General features: G+C 71.0%; 11 protein-coding genes and 4 pseudogenes. 4 read left to right on the forward strand and 11 right to left on the reverse strand.

The features are described 5' to 3' along the window. The gene (locus WJ438_RS11545; RefSeq protein ID WP_406725161.1) at positions 1 to 2025 is read right to left on the reverse strand and encodes an ATP-dependent DNA helicase; all 2025 of its coding nucleotides are present in this window, start codon (positions 2023 to 2025) and stop codon (positions 1 to 3) included. A 496-nt stretch (positions 2026 to 2521) separates the two neighbouring features. On the opposite strand from WJ438_RS11545, the pseudogene WJ438_RS11550 reads away from it, so the two are divergent. Both WJ438_RS11550 and WJ438_RS11555 read left to right on the forward strand, forming a co-directional pair. Next, positions 2522 to 3740, forward strand: a pseudogene (locus tag WJ438_RS11550) (trypsin-like serine peptidase). Between the two features lie 94 nt (positions 3741 to 3834). After that, a pseudogene (locus tag WJ438_RS11555) lies at positions 3835 to 5045 on the forward strand (trypsin-like serine peptidase). Between the two features lie 70 nt (positions 5046 to 5115). Here WJ438_RS11555 and hflX read toward each other — a convergent pair. From hflX to miaA, 6 genes and pseudogenes are all read right to left on the reverse strand, one after another. Next, complete coding sequence (gene hflX, locus WJ438_RS11560; protein ID WP_406725162.1) at positions 5116 to 6612, reverse strand: GTPase HflX; 1497 nt, start codon at positions 6610 to 6612, stop codon at positions 5116 to 5118. Between the two features lie 139 nt (positions 6613 to 6751). Continuing rightward, the gene (locus tag WJ438_RS11565; RefSeq protein ID WP_406725163.1) at positions 6752 to 8461 is read right to left on the reverse strand and encodes a M1 family metallopeptidase; all 1710 of its coding nucleotides are present in this window, start codon (positions 8459 to 8461) and stop codon (positions 6752 to 6754) included. Positions 8462 to 8611: 150 nt separating this feature from the next. Continuing rightward, on the reverse strand, positions 8612 to 10774 hold the full coding sequence (locus WJ438_RS11570) for a RelA/SpoT family protein (RefSeq protein WP_406725164.1): 2163 nt from the start codon (positions 10772 to 10774) through the stop codon (positions 8612 to 8614). 300 nt (positions 10775 to 11074) lie between these two features. Beyond that, positions 11075 to 11943: pseudogene (gene dapF, locus WJ438_RS11575) on the reverse strand (diaminopimelate epimerase). A gap of 58 nt (positions 11944 to 12001) precedes the next feature. Continuing rightward, positions 12002 to 12504: pseudogene (locus WJ438_RS11580) on the reverse strand (hypothetical protein). 107 nt (positions 12505 to 12611) lie between these two features. Then, on the reverse strand, positions 12612 to 13550 hold the full coding sequence (gene miaA, locus WJ438_RS11585; RefSeq protein WP_406725165.1) for a tRNA (adenosine(37)-N6)-dimethylallyltransferase MiaA: 939 nt from the start codon (positions 13548 to 13550) through the stop codon (positions 12612 to 12614). Between the two features lie 112 nt (positions 13551 to 13662). On the opposite strand from miaA, the gene WJ438_RS11590 reads away from it, so the two are divergent. After that, positions 13663 to 13932: an antitoxin gene (locus tag WJ438_RS11590; protein ID WP_406725166.1), complete on the forward strand. Its 270-nt coding sequence runs from the start codon at positions 13663 to 13665 to the stop codon at positions 13930 to 13932. 115 nt (positions 13933 to 14047) lie between these two features. Here WJ438_RS11590 and WJ438_RS11595 read toward each other — a convergent pair whose 3' ends face one another. The 3 genes from WJ438_RS11595 to WJ438_RS11605 form a co-directional block, all read right to left on the reverse strand. Then, entirely contained in the window at positions 14048 to 14764 is a 717-nt protein-coding gene (locus WJ438_RS11595) for a class III extradiol dioxygenase subunit B-like domain-containing protein (protein ID WP_406725167.1), read from the reverse strand. 52 nt (positions 14765 to 14816) lie between these two features. Beyond that, entirely contained in the window at positions 14817 to 16334 is a 1518-nt protein-coding gene (miaB, locus tag WJ438_RS11600; RefSeq protein ID WP_406725168.1) for a tRNA (N6-isopentenyl adenosine(37)-C2)-methylthiotransferase MiaB, read from the reverse strand. A 112-nt stretch (positions 16335 to 16446) separates the two neighbouring features. Continuing rightward, positions 16447 to 16854: a MazG nucleotide pyrophosphohydrolase domain-containing protein gene (locus tag WJ438_RS11605; RefSeq protein WP_406725169.1), complete on the reverse strand. Its 408-nt coding sequence runs from the start codon at positions 16852 to 16854 to the stop codon at positions 16447 to 16449. Between the two features lie 130 nt (positions 16855 to 16984). Between WJ438_RS11605 and WJ438_RS11610 the strand changes: the two genes are divergently transcribed. Continuing rightward, positions 16985 to 17980 carry a TAXI family TRAP transporter solute-binding subunit gene (locus WJ438_RS11610; protein WP_406725170.1) on the forward strand — a complete coding sequence of 332 codons (996 nt, stop codon included), beginning with the start codon at positions 16985 to 16987 and terminating at the stop codon, positions 17978 to 17980. Between the two features lie 42 nt (positions 17981 to 18022). Here WJ438_RS11610 and WJ438_RS11615 read toward each other — a convergent pair whose 3' ends face one another. After that, positions 18023 to 19390: a sensor histidine kinase gene (locus tag WJ438_RS11615; protein WP_406729654.1), complete on the reverse strand. Its 1368-nt coding sequence runs from the start codon at positions 19388 to 19390 to the stop codon at positions 18023 to 18025. Between the last annotated feature and the right edge of the window lie 45 nt (positions 19391 to 19435).

The raw sequence follows: 19435 nt of genomic DNA on the forward strand, positions 1-19435 counted from the left end.
TCACTCCGTCTCCGCCGGTACTTCCGCCTCGCTCTCGGCCCGCTTCGCCGCCGCGTCGATCGCGGCCAGGGATTTCCTGGCCTGATTCCGGTCCGTGGTGAACCAGAAGTCGGGCAGCGAGGCCTTCAGGTAACTGCCGTAACGGGCCGTCGCCAGACGCTGATCCAGGACGGCGACCACACCGCGGTCGCCCGTGGCCCGAACGAGACGGCCGGCGCCCTGTGCCATGAGCAGCGCCGCGTGGGTGGCGGCGACCGCCATGAAGCCGTTGCCGCCGGCCTCCTCCACGGCCTTCTGGCGGGCGCTCATCAACGGATCGTCCGGGCGCGGGAACGGGATCTTGTCCATGACGACCAGTTGGCAACTGGGGCCGGGCACGTCGACGCCCTGCCAGAGCGACAGCGTGCCGAACAGGCAGGTCTTCGGGTCGGCCGCGAAGTTCTTGATCAGCTCGCCGAGCGTCTCCTCGCCCTGGAGGAGAATCGGGAACTCCGGGATCCGGGAGCGCAGTTCCTCGGCGGCGAGCTGGGCGGCCCGCATCGAGGAGAACAGGCCCAGCGTGCGGCCACCCGCCGCCTGGATCAGCTCGGTGAGTTCGTCGAGCATGTCCGCGCGGTCGCCGTCACGGGCCGGGCGTGCCAGGTGCTTCGCGACGTAGAGGATGCCCTGCCTGGGGTAGTCGAACGGAGAGCCGACGTCGACGCCCTTCCACCGCGGCAGGTCGTCTCCTTCGGCGCCCTCGGGACCGAGCCCCAGGGAGGCTCCCACGCCATTGAAGTCGCCGCCCAGCTTCAGGGTCGCTGACGTCAGGACCACCGAGCGGTCGGAGAAGAGCTTCTCCCGCAGCAGACCCGAGACCGACATGGGGGCGACGCGCAGCGAGGCGCCGCTGTGTCGATATGCGGCTCCGCCGCGGGGCTCATGGCGCTCGTACCAGACGACATCCCATTCGGAGCCGTTGGTGATCCGCTCCGCCACGTCGTGCACGCTCTCCACCGAGGCCAGCGCCTGTTTGCGGACCGCGTCCTCGTCCTGCACGGACTTGTCGCGGGTGCCCCCGATCGCGGAGATGACGTTCCGGCACGCGTCGCGCAGCGCCATGAGCGCGTATCCGAGGTCCTCCGGGATCTCCTCCAGGCGCCCCGGAAGAGCCAGTTCCATCAGCCGTTCAAAGCCTTCGGCCGCGGTCTGCAGCTGGTCGGCGACTTTCTCATCGACGAGTTTCGCGGCACGGCGCACCGCCCGGTTGACCTGGCCGGGGGTGAGTTCCCCCGTGGCGACTCCGGTGACCCGGGAGACCAGTTCGTGGGCCTCGTCGACGATCAGCACCTCGTGCTGGGGAAGCACCGGAGCGCCCTCGATCGCGTCGATCGCGAGGAGCGCGTGGTTGGTGACGACGACCTCGGCCAGTTTGGCCCGCTCACGGGCCATCTCCGCGAAGCACTCCGCGCCGTAGGCGCACTTCGTGGCGCCCAGGCACTCCCGGGACGACACCGACACCTGGGACCAGGCCCGGTCGGAGACACCCGGCGTGAGGTTGTCCCGGTCGCCGGTCTCCGTCTCGTCCGCCCAGTCGCGCAGGCGCAGCAGGTCCTGGCCCAGCTTGCTGGTGGGGGCGGCCGCCTCGAACTGGTCGAAGAGGCCCTCCTCCTCGTCCTGCGGTACGCCTTCGTGGAGACGGTGCAGACACAGGTAGTTGGACCGGCCCTTGAGCATCGCGAATTCCGGGCGGCGGCGCAGCAGCGGATGCAGCGCCTCCACCGTGCGCGGAAGGTCGCGTTCCACGAGTTGGCGCTGCAGGGCCAGCGTCGCCGTCGCCACGACGACTCTCTCCCCCTGTGCGAGCGCGGGCACCAGATAGCCGAGCGACTTTCCGGTGCCGGTGCCGGCCTGGACCAGCAGATGAGAGGCGTCGTCGATCGCTTCGGCGACGGCTTCGGCCATGGTCACCTGGCCGGGGCGCTCCGTGCCGCCGACGGCGGTGACGGCGGCGTGCAGGAGTTCAGGGAGTGAGGGCTTCGTCATAGCGCGACCACCCTACGGCCCGACACTGACAATCATGCCCTCCGTGACCGCCGGGGGAGGAGCCGCCGCCGGAGGAATGCGGCTCAGCGCAGGGCACGGACGGACACATCTCCGATCGGATTCGTGTCGTCCGGCACCAGGCCCGGGGAGCAGGAGTCGAAGACGATCCGTGGCCGACGGTCCGGTTCCCGGTGGGATGAGGCAGAGGAGCGGAACCATCCCACCGCGAAGTCCGGTGAATCGACCGGTCGTTGCTCATCGCACGAGGGGTCGACAGGCCGCGTCCGGTGAGGCGTCACAGCGGTGGTCCCTGGAGACCGACCAGGTCAGAACGCTCGTAGCGAAACCGTTGCCGTTCCGTCGGTCGTCCCTCACAGCGAGCGCATAGTGTGTGGTGCCGTTCCCGGTGGTCGTGTGATCGCTCCGGACTCCCTCGAGTCCGGGAGGTGAGCACGGCCGAAGCACCACGTTCGTCCACATCAGGGGGAGTCAGTTCATGCGATCCATACGGCCGTCGTCCACCACTCGCCGAGGGGGGAGGGCGCGCCGCGGAACCTCCCCCGTGCTGACCACCGTCGCGCTCGCCTCGGCGCTCGCGCTCACGGCGACCGCCTGCGATTCGGGTGGTGACACCGCGGGCGGCGACGCCTCCGCGACCGCCGCTGCCGGTGACGGCAAGTTCAAGATCCCGGACGACCTCAGGGACCGGCTCATGGAGCACGGGATCGATATCGACAAATGGAAGAACGGCGAGTGGAAGAACTGGGACAAGGACGACTGGCTGCGTGAGGCCAACGACTACATCAACCCGATCATCGAGGGCCTGTGGGACCCGGACCGCATGCGGGACGCGGAGGAGCCGGAACAGGAAGTCGAAGAGAGCGACATCTCCGGTGACCAGGGTGTGACCGACCCGACGCCGGAGCCGGTGCAGGCGCAGGCCGTGCCGCCTTCCTACCATGCCAACGCTCCCACGGCCGGCAAGGTGTTCTTCGATTCCCCGGAGGGCACCATGGTGTGCTCCGCGACCGTGGTGCAGGACCCCGCCAACCCGGGCAGGTCCAACCTCGTCTGGACGGCCGGTCACTGCGTGCACGCCGGCAAGAAGGGCGGCTGGTACCGCAACATCGCCTTCGTGCCGTCGTACAACGACGCGGGCAAGCCGACGGCGGAACTCGAGGGCGCCGCCAAGGAGGAGGTCGTTCCGTACGGCGTCTGGTGGGGTGACTGGGCGCAGACCTCGGACCAGTGGATCGAGCAGGGCGGTTCGACCGGTGGCGACGGCGCCTCGTACGACTTCGCGGTCATCCATGTGACGCCGGAGAAGGGCGGCGACGGCAAGTCGTTGGAGGAGACGGTCGGTTCGGCGCTGCCGATGGACTTCAACGCTCCGGCGGTGCCCGACGTGGAGAGCGTGACCGCGACCGGTTACCCGGCCGGAGCTCCGTACGACGGCCAGAAGCTGTTCAGCTGCGAGGACCGGCCGGGCCTGCTCGCTCAACACGTCCGAGCCGACGATGTACCGGATCGGGTGCAGCATGACGGCCGGTTCGTCCGGTGGCGGCTGGGTCGCGGCGGGCTCGGACGGCAAGCCCGCCCTGGTGTCCAACACCTCCATCGGCCCGGTGACGTCGGGCTGGCTGGCCGGTCCGCGGCTGGGCGACGAGGCCAAGGGCGTCTACGAGGCGGTCAGCGACAAGTTCGCCGGACAGTGACCGGTGTGCCCGTTCCCGCGTGCTCCGCGCACACGGGAACGGGCACACACATCCAGCAGGGCGTTCATTGGCTTCAACGGGGGGTCATCGCACCATGCGCACCATACGTACGTCCGCTCCACGTCGGCGTGGGCCTCGCAGAGTTCTCGCCGCCACCGGGCTCGTCGCCGCCCAGGCGCTCACCGCGACCGCGTGCGGCGGTTCCACGGATGACAAGGCGCATGCCGGGCAGCCCGGTGCCGGCACCTCGCGGGCCGCCGACGGCGACGCCGGCCACGCCAAGATCCCGGCCGACCTCGCGGACAGGCTCGAGGAGACGGGATCGACGTCGACCAGTGGAAGGCCGGCGGCTGGCAGGACTGGGACAAGGACAAGTGGCTCAGTGAGGCCAAGGACTACGTCAACCCGGTGATCGAGGGTCTGTGGAAGCCGGAGCGGATGCGCTCCGCCGAGGAGGCCGACAAGACCGTCTCGACCAAGGACGCGGCCACCGCCCAGGGGATCAGCGATCCGGAGCCGGCCCCGGTGAAGACGCAGGCCGAACAGACGCCGTACCACAACAGCGCGGCCCCGGTCGGCAAGGTCTTCTTCGACTCCCCCGAGGGACCGAGCGTCTGCTCCGGCACGGTCATCAAGGACGTGAACCACCCGGGCAGGTCCAACCTCGTCTGGACGGCCGGTCACTGCGTGCACGCCGGCGGCGACGGCGGCTGGTACCGCAACCTCGTCTTCGTCCCCGCGTACAACGACCTCGGCAAGTCCGAGGTGGAGCTGAGCAACGCGGACGCCTCGGAGACCGCTCCCTACGGCAACTGGTGGGCGGACTGGGCCTCGACCTCCAACGGCTGGATCCAGGGCGGTTCGAAGACCGGCGGCGATGGAGCGGCGTACGACTACGCGGTGCTGCGCGTGAAGCCGGAGCAAGGGGCCAAGTCCCTGGAGGAGACCGTCGGCACCGCGCTGGAGGTGGACTTCTCCGCCCCGTCCGCGGACGGGGCGGGCCGCATGGGTGCGTGGGGCTACCCGGCGGCGCCGCCCTACAACGGCCTGCAGATGTTCAAGTGCCTCGACACTCCGGGCCGGTTCTCCCTCGGCTCGGACCTGCCCACGATGCACCGCATCGGCTGCACCATGACCGGTGGTTCGTCCGGCGGCGGCTGGTTCCGGGTACTGAACGGCAAGACCGTGCTGGTGTCGAACACCTCGATCGGCCCGATCGACAACACCTGGCTCGCGGGCCCGCAGTTGGGCCGGGACGCCGAGTCTCTGTACCAGAACATGAGCAAGACCTACGGCGGCCAGTGACCGCACACGCCGACGGCCCGCCCCCTGCCGGAGCAGGGGGCGGGCCGTCGCGTTACCGCGGGCCGCCGACTCAGGGGGTGGTCGACGTGAGGAGGTACGGCGTGAGTTCCGCCGCCAGTTCCTCATGCACCCGCACCTTGAGCAGGGTGCCCTCCGGGGTGTGTTCCTCGGAGATCACCTCGCCCTCGTCATGGGCGCGGGCGACCAGCTTGCCGTGCGTGTACGGCACGAGCGCCTCGATCTCCACCGCCGGGCGGGGCAGCTCGTTGTCGATGAAGGCGAGCAGTTCCTCGATGCCCTGACCGGTGCGGGCCGAGACCGCGAGGGAGCGCTTCTCCACCCGCAGCAGCCGCTGGAGCGTCAGCGGATCGGCCGCGTCGGCCTTGTTGATCACGACGATCTCGGGTACACCGGTGGCGCCGACGTCCCTGATCACCTCGCGCACGGCAGCCAGCTGCTCCTCCGGAACGGGGTGCGAACCGTCCACCACGTGCAGGATCAGATCGGCGTCGCCGACCTCCTCCATGGTGGAGCGGAACGCCTCGACCAGGTGGTGCGGAAGATGCCGGACAAAACCCACGGTGTCGGCCAGTGTGTACAGCCGTCCGCTCGGCGTCTCCGCCCGGCGCACGGTCGGGTCGAGGGTCGCGAACAGGGCGTTCTCGACCAGTACGCCCGCGCCCGTGAGGCGGTTGAGCAGCGAGGACTTACCCGCGTTGGTGTAGCCCGCGATGGCGACGGACGGCACCTTGTTGCGCCGGCGTTCCTGGCGCTTGATGTCGCGGCCGGTCTTCATCTCCGCGATCTCCCGGCGCATCTTCGCCATCTTCTCGCGGATCCGGCGCCGGTCGGTCTCGATCTTGGTCTCACCGGGGCCACGGGTGGCGAGTCCGCCGCCCGTGCCGCCGCCCATCTGCCGGGACAGCGACTGACCCCAGCCGCGCAGCCTCGGCAGCATGTACTGCATCTGCGCGAGCGCGACCTGCGCCTTGCCCTCTCGGGACTTGGCGTGCTGGGCGAAGATGTCCAGGATCAGGGCCGTACGGTCGACGACCTTGACCTTGACGACGTCCTCGAGGTGGATCAGCTGGCCGGGGCTCAGCTCACCGTCGCAGACGACCGTGTCGGCGCCCGTTTCGAGGACGATGTCACGCAGCTCCTCGGCCTTGCCGGAGCCGATGTAGGTCGCCGCGTCGGGCTTGTCCCGGCGCTGGATCATGCCGTCGAGCACGAGGGCACCCGCCGTCTCCGCCAGGGCCGCGAGCTCCGCGAGGGAGTTCTCGGCGTCCTGCACGGTTCCCGATGTCCACACGCCGACGAGCACGACCCGCTCCAGGCGGAGCTGTCGGTACTCGACCTCGGTGACGTCCTCGAGCTCGGTGGAGAGGCCTGCGACGCGGCGCAGGGCCGCGCGCTCGGAGCGGTCGAACTGGTCGCCGTCCCGCTCTCCGTCGATCTCGAGGCTCCAGGCGACGTCCGCTTCCGTCAGGGCATCGGCCCGGAGGCCCTCGGGGTAGGTCCGCGCGAGGCGCTTGGTGTCCTGGGAAGGGGAAGAAGAGGAGGTCATTGGGTCCTTACGTCGATGGGATGTCGCATGTGGCGACGGGATGCGGCCGTCATACTTCACAACGCACGAGCCTCACGGGAGATTCCCGTTGCCCGGGTCGCGGCGACCTGACGATGGTGACACGACACGGGGCGTCTCGTCACCGTGTTTGTTCCCCGCTCCCACCCGGTCGATGCCCGACCGGCGCGAACAGTCCCGCGGACTTGCCCGCGGGCTTCGCCGTGTCCTTCGCCGGAGCCTTCGCTCCGGACCCGTCCGGGGGCTGGGCGCGGGGCTGAGCCGTGGACTTCCAGTCCGGGTGACCGGGCATCGGCGGGGTCTTGGAGTCGTAGAGCCAGGGTTCCAGGAATCCCGTCAGGTCCCGTCCCGCGACGTCGGAGGCGAGCCGGACGAAGTCGGCGGTGGTGGCCGTGCCGTCCCGGTGGTGGGTCACCCAGAGACGTTCCAGGCGTTCGAAGGCGGTGCGGCCGATCTCCTCGCGCAGGGCGTACAGCACGAGCGCGGCTCCGGCGTAGACGCTCGGCCTGAAGATGCTGATCTTCTGACCGGGTTCCGGGTTCTTGGGGGCGGCGGGTGGTCCACCCGCCGCGCGCCAGCGGTCGGAGGACTCATAGGCGGTCTTCATCCGGGCGTCGAGGGACGGGCCGGCCTTCTCCTGCGCGTACAGCATCTCGTACCAGGTGGCGTGACCCTCGTTGAGCCACACATCGGACCAGGTGTGAGGACTGACGCTGTTGCCGAACCATTGGTGGGCGAGCTCGTGAACCATGATCGACTCGACGTACCACGCGGGATGGCCGGACTCGGTGAAGAAATCCTCTTCGAAGAGGGCCAGCGTCTGGGTCTCGAGTGCGAAGCCGATGGAGGCGTCGGCCATGAGCAGGCCGTACGTCTCGAAGGGATAACGGCCGACCTTGGCCTCCATCCAGGCGATCTGGTCGGGAGTCTTCGCCAGCCACGGTTCGAGCTTCTCGCGGTGCTTCGTGGGGACGACGTCGCGCAGCGGCATCCCCTGCGGACCGGTGCGGTGCAGGACCGTGGAGCGGCCGATGGACACCTGGGCGAGTTCGGTGGCCATGGGGTGCCGGGTGCGGTACGTCCAGGTGGTCGCTCCGCGTGTGCGGTCGACGGCGGCCGGCAAGCCGTTGGCGACGGCAGTGTGACCGTCGGGGGCGGTGATGCGGAAGGTGAACATCGCCTTGTCGGCCGGGTGGTCGTTGCACGGGAACACCAGGTGCGCGGCGTCGGCCTGGTTGGCCATGGCGAGACCGTCCGCGGTGCGCACCCAGCCGCCGTCGCGGCCTTCGGCCGGCACCGGATCACTGGTGTGCCGCACGGTGATGCGGGTCCGTTCGCCCGCGTCCAGATCACCCTCAGGCGTGATCACGAGGTCCTCCCCGGCGGTGGTGAAGGCGGCCGGGACCCCGTCGACCTCGACCGACCGGACCGTGCCGTGGGCGAAGTCGAGGTTGATCCGGTCCAGGTCCGCGGTCATCCGGGCGTCGATCGTCGTGGTGGCCTGGAGCGCCTTGTCGTTGGTGCCGGGGTAGCTGAGGGCGAGGTCGTACGACGCCACGTCGTATCCGGGGTTGCCCAGGTGCGGGAAGAGGCGGTCGCCGATGCCCAGCGGCGTGGCCGGGGCGCTCGCGGCGAGGAGGCAGACGGAGACGGCCGACGCGAGCAGCGCGGCGGACGTCCGCCGTCGACGCCCACGGGGCACCACCGCGCGGGCGGTCGCGCCGTGGGCGGACGGACCGGGGACGGCCGGGTGGTCGGATGCCGGGTGGTCGGATGCCGGGTGGTCGGATGCCGGACCGGGAGCGGCCGGGCCGTGGGGGATGAACAGCATGGCCCACGGCTATCAGCGCGCACGGGCGCCTCGGCGACGGCGCGCTCCCGGCCCACTCGATCGAGTAGGCCGACGGAGGGGCAATCGGACGGTGGGCCGCCGCGCGGCGGGCGATCACGGCCGGGCGGTGCCCCGCACGCGCGGGTGCCGTCAGGTGCCCCGGATCTGCGGCTTGGCCCGACCCACGTCGTACACACCGGCCACGTTGCGCATCGCGCGCATGAGGGAGGGCAGGTGCGCGGCGTCGGGCAGCTGCACGGTGTACGTGTGCCGCACCTGCTGATGGGTCGGGGGCTCGACGGTCGCGGAGACGATCTCGGCGCCTTCGAGGGCCATGGCCTCGGTGAGGTCCGCGAGCAGGTGAGGCCGGACGAACGATTCGGCGACGAGCGTGACCCGGCATTCGGCGCCCTCCCCCCAGCGCACGCCGACCTCCGCGCGCCCCGCGTCCTTCATCCGCGCCACGGCGGCGCACTCGACCCGGTGCACGGTGACCGCTCCCCCGCGCACGGCGAAGCCGGTCACCTCGTCGGGCGGTACGGGCGTACAGCAGCCGGCCAGCCGTACGGTCGCGCCTGGCCGGTCGGCCAGGACCTGGGCGCCGGTGGAGGGGCCGGGCACCGCCTCGGGCGCCTGGGCGGCGGACTCGTCGACGGGGCGGGGAGCCCGCCGGGCTTCCTCGGGCCGGGCGGCCGGTGGGTCGCTCTGGGCCGGGTGGGCGGTCAGCCAGCGCTGAATGGCGATCCGCGCGGCGGGCGTGTGGGCGTGCTCCAGCCACTCCCTGGAGGGCTCGGAGGCGGGGTCCTGGCCCATCAGGAGCTGGACGGTGTCCCCGTCCTTCAGGGTGGTGCTCAGCGTCGCCAGACGGCCGTTGACACGGGCTCCGATGCACGCGTGCGCGTCCTCCCCGTACTGCGCGTACGCGGCGTCCACGCAGGTCGCCCCGTCGGGCAGGCCGATCGTGCCGCCGTCGGGGCGGAACACGGTGATCTCGCGGTCCTGGGCGAGGTCCTCGCGCAGGGTCGACCAGAAGGTGTCGGGGTCGGGTGCGCCGCGTTGCCACTCCAGGAGCCGGGAGAGCCAGCCGGGCCGGGTCGGGTCGACGCGTTCGTCGTCGCTCGCGGACTGTTCCTCGGCCGGGGCGGCGTACGGGTTGCCCAGAGCGACGACGCCGGCCTCGGCGACCTTGTGCATCTGGTGGGTCCGGATGAGGACTTCGACGACCTGGCCGTCGTCACGGGCGACCGCGGTGTGCAGCGACTGGTACAGGTTGAACTTGGGTACGGCGATGAAGTCCTTGAACTCCGAGACGACCGGCGTCAGACAGGTGTGCAGCTCGCCCAGGACCCCGTAGCAGTCGGCGTCCTCGTTCACCAGCACCAGCAGACGGCCGAAGTCGGCGCCGCGCAGACGGCCGCGTTTGCGGGACACCCGGTGCACGGAGACGAAGTGACGGGGGCGGATGCGGACCTCGGCGGAGATGTCCGCCTCGCGCAGCACCTTGCGCACCTCGTCGGCGACCTCGGCGAGCGGGTCGTCCGCACGGGAGGCGTTGCGGAGGATCAACTCGCGCGTGTGCTCGTTCTCCTCGGGGTGCAGGATCGCGAAGACCAGGTCCTCGAGTTCCGTCTTGAGCGCCTGGACTCCGAGCCGTTCGGCGAGGGGGATGAGGACGTCCCGGGTCACCTTGGCGATGCGCTCCTGTTTCGCGGGGCGCATGACACCGAGGGTGCGCATGTTGTGCAGCCGGTCGGCGAGTTTGATCGACATCACGCGGACGTCGTTGCCGGTGGCGACGAGCATCTTGCGGAAGGTCTCGGGTTCGGCCGCGGCGCCGTAGTCGACCTTCTCGAGCTTGGTGACGCCGTCGACGAGGTAGCTCACCTCCTCGCCGAACTGCTCGCGGACCTGATCGAGTGTCACCTCCGTGTCCTCGACGGTGTCGTGGAGCAGGGATGCCGTCAAGGTCGTCGTCTCGGCGCCGAGTTCGGCGAGGATCAGGGTCACGGCGAGCGGGTGGGTGATGTACGGCTCGCCGCTCTTGCGCATCTGGCCGCGGTGCGAGGACTCGGCCAGGAGATAGGCGCGGCGCAGGGGTTCGAGGACGGCGTCGGGATGGTGGGCGCGATGGGCGTCGACCACATGGCCGATGGCGTCGGGGAGCCGGTCGCGGGAGGCGGGGCCGAGCAGCGCCGCACGGCCCAGTCGGCGCAGGTCGAGCCGGGGGCGGGCCTTCCTGCGAGTCCCTGTGGGCGTGACACGACCTGATGTCACAGGACCTGGGGTCGCAGGGTTCACGGCCTCCGCATTCATGGGCACCTCCGGCTGCGTTGACCGGCGGACGGTGTGCCCCAGGGCGGACTCGGGCTCAGGGAACGGCGTTCGTCCCCCGTCCGGGCCGGTGCTTGATGCTACCGACCCCAACGCGTGCGACCGACCGCCTCTCGCCGAGCGTGAAACGGATCACCCCATCGAGCGAAGCCCGGCACTGCGGCGGTTTCACGCCACGGGACCGGCGGTGCACCATGCTCTCGAAGCCGAAATCCGCCCCCGCACCCCGTGGATGCCGGCCTCCTGCCCCCGCGTATCCGGGATACCAAGCCGGCACGGAACTCAGCGGGGCAGGTTCTCCAGCCACTCCTCCTCGATCACTCCCTCGGCGACGATCACCGCGGGTCCGGTCATCTCGATCTCGCCGTCGGGCCGTTCGGTGATCACCAGGGTGCCGCCGGGCACCTCCACGGTGTACGTCACCGGGGTTCCGGTGACGCTCGGGTCGACGCCGTCCCGGCGGGCGGTGGCCACCGCGACCGCACAGGCACCCGTGCCGCACGAGCGGGTCTCGCCGGCCCCGCGCTCATGGACGCGCAGCGCCACGTGCCGCGGACCCCGGTCGGCCACGAACTCGACGTTGACGCCGTCCGGATAGGTCGAGGCGGGGCTGAAGGAGGGCGCGGTGAACAGATCACCGGCGAGCGCGAGGTCGTCCACGAAGGCCACGGCGTGCGGGTTGCCCATGTTCACGTTCCGCGCGGGCCGGCTGTGCCCGTCGACGCTCACGGTGACGTCGCCGTCGGGGAGCAGCGCCCGGCCCATGCCGACGGTGATGTCACCGTCCTTGGCGATGTGCACCGTCTTCACGCCCCCGCGCGTGGCGACCGCGATGTCCCCCTCGGCCACATGCCCTGCCCGCTGAAGGTAGCGCGCGAACACACGCACTCCGTTACCGCACATCTCGGCGATCGAGCCGTCGCCGTTGCGGTAGTCCATGAACCACTCGGCCTCGGCGGCCAGGTGCCGTGCCTCGGGATGCGCCGCGGACCGCACCACGTGCAGCAGTCCGTCGCCGCCGATGCCCGCGCGGCGGTCGCACAGGGCTGCGACGACGGCGGGGGCAGGTCGATGGCGTTCTCGGGGTCCGGGACGATCACGAAGTCGTTCTCGGTGCCGTGTCCCTTGAGGAAGGCGATCCGCGTGCTCATTCCTCGATCGTACGGGGTGACCACGACAGCGCGTCCCTGCCGCGGCGCCGCCCGGGCGTCAGCGGAGGCGGGCGACCCGCCAGACGGCCAGCGCCACCACCGCGGCGACCAGCACGACGTAGGCGATCACGACCCGCCAGTCGGGTCTGCGTCCGGAGCCCGGGCCGGCAGGCCCGGCCAGGTGTAGCCCACCCTGCGGGCGGCCATCATGCCCCAGCCGGCCGCACAGGAGCAGATCAGCAGGCCCAGCATGGCGATCACGGCACCGCTGTCGCCGAAGTCGAAGGCGAGCGGAAACGCGAACATCAGGGAGCCGACCGCAGCCAGGCCGACGATGGGCGCGAGCTGCCAGATGCGCAGCCGGCGCTGCGGGCGCAGCTCGACCTCGACCTCGTCGCCGCCCGCGAACATCTCGTCCGGCTCGGGGCCGTCGTCGGTCACTCCGCCCTGCGTCTCGTCCGGCCCGTCGGGGCTGAGACGGTCAGGGTCCTGCTCCGGTGCACCCCGCTCGGTGGTGAGGTGTTCGGTGCCGTGTGCGGTGTCGCGAGGGCCGGCCTTCATCGCCACGCGCCCTCCCAACTTGGACTCCACTTGGTCGATCGAGCTTGATGATGGCACGGGGTCAGAGGCCCGGATGACGGCCTGGGCGTCCCGATGCCATGACGTGATCAGGCTGTAACCGGTCGTTCGACCAATGACAGCGCGAGCTGCGGAAGTTCCCTGAGGTCCGCCGCGGCCCCACTCAACCAATGCACCCGCGGATCGCGCCTGAACCATGAATCCTGACGGCGCGCGAAGCGCTTCGTGGCACGCACGGTCTCCGACCGCGCCTCCTCCAGGGTGCACTCCCCGGCGAGCGCCGCGAGGACTTGCTGGTAGCCGAGCGCGCGCGAGGCCGTACGCCCCTCGCGCAACCCCTGCGCCTCCAGTGCGCGCACCTCCTCCACGAGACCCGCCTCCCACATCCGGTCGACCCGGCCGGCGATGCGCTCGTCGAGTTCGGGGCGGGCCACGTCGACGCCGATCTGAAGGGTGTCGTAGACCGAGTCGTGGCCGGGAAGGTTGGCGGTGAAGGGCAGGCCGGTGATCTCGATCACTTCGAGCGCGCGGACGATACGGCGGCCGTTGCTCGGCAGGATGGCCCGCGCGGCCTCGGGGTCCGCGGCGGCGAGACGGGCGTGCAGCGCGCCGGAGCCACGCAGTGTGAGCTCCTCCTCCAGGCGCGATCTGACGTCGGGGTCGGTGCCCGGGAACTCGAGGTTGTCGACGGCCCCGCGGACGTAGAGGCCGGACCCCCCGACCAGGACGGGCCAGCGCCCGTCGGCGAGCAGGGCGTCGATCCGCTCCCGGGCCAGACGCTGGTACTCGGCGACGGACGCGGTGACGGTCACGTCCCAGATGTCCAGGAGGTGGTGCGGGACTCCCCCGCGCTCCTCGGGCGTCAGCTTGGCGGTGCCGATGTCCATCCCCCGGTAGAGCTGCATGGAGTCGGCGTTGACCACCTCACCGCCGAGTTGCCGGGCCAGGAATACGCCCAGATCGGACTTTCCCGCTGCGGTGGGGCCGACGACGGCGATGACCCGGGGGGTGGAGGATGCGCTGCTCACCGGTCCAGTCTCGCAAACGTCGCAGCCGGGCGGGACAGCCTCCACTCGAGTACCGTATGCAGTGGATATGGGCGTTTTCGCACATGAACCGCACCGCGAGGGAAGGTGGACCATGGGTCTCCTGGACAACATGAAGGCCAAGCTGGGGCCTGCCAAGGACAAGGTCTCGCACCTCGCGCAGCAGCACGAGGACAAGATCCAGCACGGACTGGACAAGGCCGCGAAGACCGTCGACCAGCGGACCAAGGGCAAGTACAGCGACAGGATTCAGACGAGCACGGGCAAGGCCAAGCACGCCATGGACCGGCTCGCTCACAAGGACCACCCCGGTCCGGACACGGGTGGCACCACGCCGCAGGCCGGGCCGCCGCCCACTTCCTGAGCGGGGTCCAGCACCGTACAGCGACGGACGGCCGTGGAGCCCGCGAGGCGCACCTCACGCGCCTCGCGCTCCCGGCCGTCCGTCGGTTCAGGCCACGGTCACACGCGGCCGTCCGCTACGACCAGGTGGCCACGAGGTAGCCCACCCCGTACGGAGCGTCCTCGTACAGCAGCCTGCCCTCCAGGGCGGTGCCCTCGGCCGCGCCCGCGAGGACCTGCCAGGGTGCGCGGCCGGACACCATGAGTTCGCGCGCCAGGCCGCTGTCCAGGGCCCGCAGGGCCGCCGTGTCGACCGCTCCCAGTGCCCGCGCGGCCTCCGCGTCGAAGGGCGCCGCCCGCTCGTCGAGGTAGCCCGGGGCCTTGAGCGTGCGGCGGGCGCTGGCGTCGCCCATCACCAGCAGCGCCACCCGCTCCGTCCGGGCTGCGAGGTCCCTTCCCTCCTGGACACACCGCTCGGCCGCGAGAGGTTCCCCCACGCCGAGTCCCTCGATCGGGGTGCCCGCCCAGCCGGTGTGCTCCAGCAGCCAGGCGCCCACCGCCAGCCCGGGGGGCAGTTCCCGTTCGGTCGCCGTGCCCTTGTCCGCGCCGAGCCGTACCTCGAGATCGACCCCGAAGCCGCGGAAGGACCCTGTGCTGCCCTCCGGGTAGCGCTCGGGCCCCGCGTCGTTCAGCAGCGGGCCGACGACCACGAGCCGGTCGGGACGGGCGGCGGCGAGCACACCGACCGCGTCCGTGCACGCGGCTCGCGCGGTGTCCAGCTCGTGGGCGGCGCCCACGGCGACCTCGGACACGAGGAGCGGCGGGCAGGGGCAGACTGCGGCGGCGACCATCATGATCGGCAGCGTAGCCCTCGCGGGTCGCCCGCGAGTCCCCGGTCGGTCGCCGTCAGTCGCAGCCGCAGCCGCCGGTCGCGACCGGGAGGGGTTCGGGGGCGCCGATCTTCGGCAGGCCGAGCATCACGCCCGCCGGCCGCGCCGCCTTCTCTGCGTTCCGCTTCTCCCAGGCGTCGCCCGCGCGCGTGCGGCGCACGTCCAGGGTGGGGCCCTCGGCGAGAAGGTGGTGGGGGGCCGCGTACGTGATCCCGACGGTGACGACGTCGCCGGGGCGGACGTCCTGCTCCGGCTTGGTGAAGTGCACCAGACGGCTGTCCCGGGCGCGGCCGGAGAGGCGGTGGGTGGTGTCGTCCTTGCGCCCCTCCCCTTCGGCCACCATCAGCTCCAGGGTCCGGCCGACCTGCTTCTTGTTCTCTTCCCAGGAGATCTCCTCCTGGAGGGCGACAAGCCGCTCGTAGCGCTCCTGGACGACCTTCTTGGGGATCTGGCCGTCCATCTCGGCGGCCGGGGTGCCCGGACGCTTGGAGTACTGGAAGGTGAAGGCCTGCGCGAAACGGGCCTCGCGCACCACATGCAGGGTCTGCTCGAAGTCCTCCTCGGTCTCGCCGGGGAAGCCCACGATGATGTCGGTGCTGATCGCCGCGTGCGGGATGGCGGCGCGGACCTTCTCGAGGATGCCGAGGTAGCGCTCCTGCCGGTACGAGCGGCGCATCGCCTTCAGCACCGTGTCCGAGCCGGACTGGAGCGGCATGTGGAGCTGCGGCATCACATTGGGCGTCTCGGCCATGGCGGCGATGACGTCGTCGGTGAAGTCGCGCGGGTGCGGAGAGGTGAAGCGGACGCGCTCCAGGCCGTCGATGCTCCCGCAGGCCCGCAGGAGCTTGCTGAACGCCTCCCGGTCGCCGATGTCGGAGCCGTACGCGTTGACGTTCTGGCCGAGCAGGGTGATCTCCGAGACGCCCTCGGCGACCAGGGCCTCGACCTCGGCGAGGATGTCACCGGGGCGCCGGTCCTTCTCCTTGCCGCGCAGCGCGGGGACGATGCAGAAGGTGCAGGTGTTGTTGCAGCCCACGGAGATGGACACCCAGGCCGCGTAGGCGCTCTCGCGGCGGGTCGGCAGCGTGGACGGGAAGGCCTCCAGGGACTCGGCGATCTCGACCTGCGCCTCCTCCTGGACGCGGGCGCGCTCCAGGAGGACCGGCAGCTTGCCGATGTTGTGCGTACCGAAGACGACGTCCACCCAGGGGGCCCGCTTCACGATGGTGTCGCGGTCCTTCTGCGCGAGGCAGCCACCGACCGCGATCTGCATGCCGGGGCGCTGCGCCTTCTTCGGGGCGAGGTGGCCGAGGTTGCCGTAGAGCTTGTTGTCGGCGTTCTCACGCACGGCGCAGGTGTTGAAGACGACGACGTCGGCGTCGCCGTCGGCGCCGGCGGGGGCGCGGACGTAGCCCGCGTCCTCCAGCAGCCCGGACAATCGCTCGGAGTCGTGGACGTTCATCTGGCACCCGTAGGTGCGAACTTCGTAGGTGCGCGTGCCGCCCACTGACTGGCTCCGGTCGATGCTGCTCATGCCCTACAGAGTATGCGGTCGCCACGACACGCCGGGACGGCGGAGAACCCGTCCGACGGCGATCGTGCGTCCGGGGCCGGATTGCGTTCCCGACACGGCTCCGGGCTCCGGCTCAGGCCTCCGCGCCCGGCGTCCGTCCCCGCCGGCGCAACACCTGGAACACGTCCGGAGCCTCGTAGTGGTCCCCCTTGAGGACCTTGCCGTCGGAGCGGCGGGTGATCCGGCCGTCGGGGCCATGCTCGGTCATGTGGGAACGGTGGATCTCGGAGATCACCGCGTCGAGGTCGATGCCGTGGACGAGCGCCGTGCCGTAGGCGACGTAGACGACATCGGCCAGTTCGTGCGCGAGACGGTCGAGCGGGCCGCGCACCGCCACCTCCGCGACCTCGGCGGCCTCCGCGGCGAGCAGTTCGCCGCCGTGGGCGGCGGGTTCCGGGGAGACCTCGGTCGGTGTCTCGCGCGCGTCCGGCCCGAAGGCGCGGTGGAACTCACGGACCAGGTCGGCGGGCGAAGGGCTCATGCCGTGACTTCAGCGGCCGCCCGGGACAGTCCCGGCTGCGTCATCCGGTCCGTCGTCCTGCCCGCCTTCCTGCCGGGCTTGTTCGCTCCGCCCTGGTCAGCGGGGCATACGGGCTGGCAGGATCGCGCCCATGTCCCACGCGCTGTCCCGTATCGGCAGGCGCCGGGTCCTGCGGGGCGCGGTCGCCGGTTTCGTGGCGCTCGGACTGCCGCTGTGGTGGCTGGCCCCCTGGAGCGAGGAGCCTCCTCGCGGGACGGTCACCCTGAGCACGGGGATACGCGCGGGGGTGTACCAGAAATACGGTGAGCTTCTGCGCACCTCGCTCGGTAAACACATGCCGGATCTCGAAGTCCGGCTGCTGACGAGTGACGGGTCGCAGGAGAACGTACGCCGGGTGGCGACCGGAGAGGCCGACTTCGCGATCACGGCGGCCGACGCGGTGGAGACGTACAGGCTGAGCGACCAGCGCGGTGCCGACCAGTTGCGCGGAGTCGCCCGTCTCTACGACGACTATGTGCAGCTCGTGGTCCCGCCCGGCTCCGACATCCGTTCCGTCGCCGATCTGCGGGGCAAGAGGGTCGCCATCGGGCCGCCCAAGTCGGGCGTGCGGCTCATCGCGAACCAGGTGCTCAGGGCGGCGGGCATCGATCCGGAGCAGGACATCAGACCCTCCGCGGACGGCATCGACACCGGCCCGGGGCGACTCGGGCATGGGCTGGACGCGTTCTTCTGGTCGGGCGGGCTGCCCACCGACGGCCTGCGAACGCTGTCCGAGGACGCCGCCCTGCGGTTCGTGCCGATAACCGCCGACCTGGTCGCCCAGCTCCATCGGCAGAGTGGTGCCACGCGCTACTACCGGGCCACCAACATGCCGGAGTCGGCCTACCCCGGCAGCCAGCACGGCGCGACCGTCCCGACGATGGCCGTGTCCAATCTGCTGATCACACGGGCGGACACGGACCCGCGGCTCACCGAATGGCTGACCCGGATCGTGCTCAAGAGCCGGGACGGCATCGGGGCACACGTCCACTCCGCCCAGTTGGTCGACGTACGCACCGCCATCTACACCGATCCGCTCCGGCTGCACGACGGCGCACGCCGGTACTACCGCTCGGTGAAACCCTGACGAGAAACGCCGGCGCAGCCGGTCCCTGAAGCACCGTCACCGTCACTCCGTCGGCCTGCTCCTCGGCACCGTCACCGTCACCGTCAGCCCGTGCGGCTCGTGGCGGCCGTACGCGATCGAGCCACCGCCCGCCGTGAGCAGGGCCCGGGAGATGGACAGGCCGAGGCCCGAGCCCTTGATGTTCTGGTGCCGCCCACTGCGCCAGAAGCGGTCGCCGACACGGGCCAGCTCCTCGTCGTTGAGGCCGGGGCCGTGGTCGGTGACGACGACCGTGGAGGTGTCACCGTTGGAGAAGACGGCCACCTCGACGTTCTCGCCCTCCGGCGTGAACTTCACCGCGTTGTCGATGACCGCGTCCAGCGCGCTGGACAGGGCGACCGGGTCGGCCCACGCCGTGGTCGGCGGGCAGTCCCCGACCAGCAGGACCCCCTTGGCCGCAGCGGTGGGCGACCACGCCGCCACACGTTCGGCGGCCAGGGTGCCGATGTCGGTGACCTGGAGCTGAGCCTCGCTGTGTTCGGCCAGCGCCAGGTCGAGCAGGTCGTCCAGGACGTGTGCCAGCCGCCTGCCCTCGGCCTGGACCGAGGCGATCTCCTCGTTGCCCTCGGGCAGCTCCAGGGCGAGCAGTTCGATGCGCAGCAGCAGCGCCGAGAGCGGGTTGCGCAACTGGTGCGAGGCGTCGGCGACGAAGGCGCGCTGCTGCTCCAGCACGCTCTCGACGTTGTCCGCCATCTCGTTGAACGACCGGGCGAGCCGCCGGAGTTCCGGCGGCCCGCCGGCCACCGCGACCCTGGACTTCAGCCGCCCGGTGGCGATGTCGTGAGTGGTGGCGTCCAGGACTCGTACGGGCTTGAGCACCCAGCCGGTCAGCCGCAGGGCCGCGCCGACGGCCAGCAGCATCGCCGCCCCCTCACCCACGACGATGACCAGCCAGCCCTGCAGGATGCGTGAGCGCATCTGCCCGGTGGGCGAGTCGGTGACGACGACCGCGACGACATCGCCGTCCCGGATGACCGGCGAGGCCACCACCAGGCTGTGCCGCTCCCAGGGCCACACCTGCTCGGGGTCATGGCTGCGGCGGCTGAGCAGCGCCTCCTGGAAGGCCTCGCGCACCTCGCCCGACCTGGGCAGGAACCAGTCGTCCGGCGCCTGCGCCATCGGGACGTCGTTGCGGTGGAAGACTCCGGCCCGGATGCCGTACACCTCGTGGTAGCTGCGGAGTTCGCTGCTGAGGGTCTCCCGGCGCTCGTTGGTGTCGCCGCCCACCGGGTCGGCGGGCTCGGTGACGAACTGGGCGAGGGCCGCGAAGCGCGCCGTGTCGTCGATCCGGTCGACGACGACCTGCTGCTGCTGCGCACGCGCCAGGCTGACGGCGAGCGGGATCCCGAGCGCGAGCAGTACGGCCGCCATCAGGACGATGAGCAGCGGCAGCAGAGCGTGTGTGCACCCGGCCAC

It is taken from the genome of Streptomyces sp. GD-15H (assembly GCF_045291515.1).
In the GTDB taxonomy this organism is placed as follows: Bacteria; Actinomycetota; Actinomycetes; order Streptomycetales; family Streptomycetaceae; genus Streptomyces.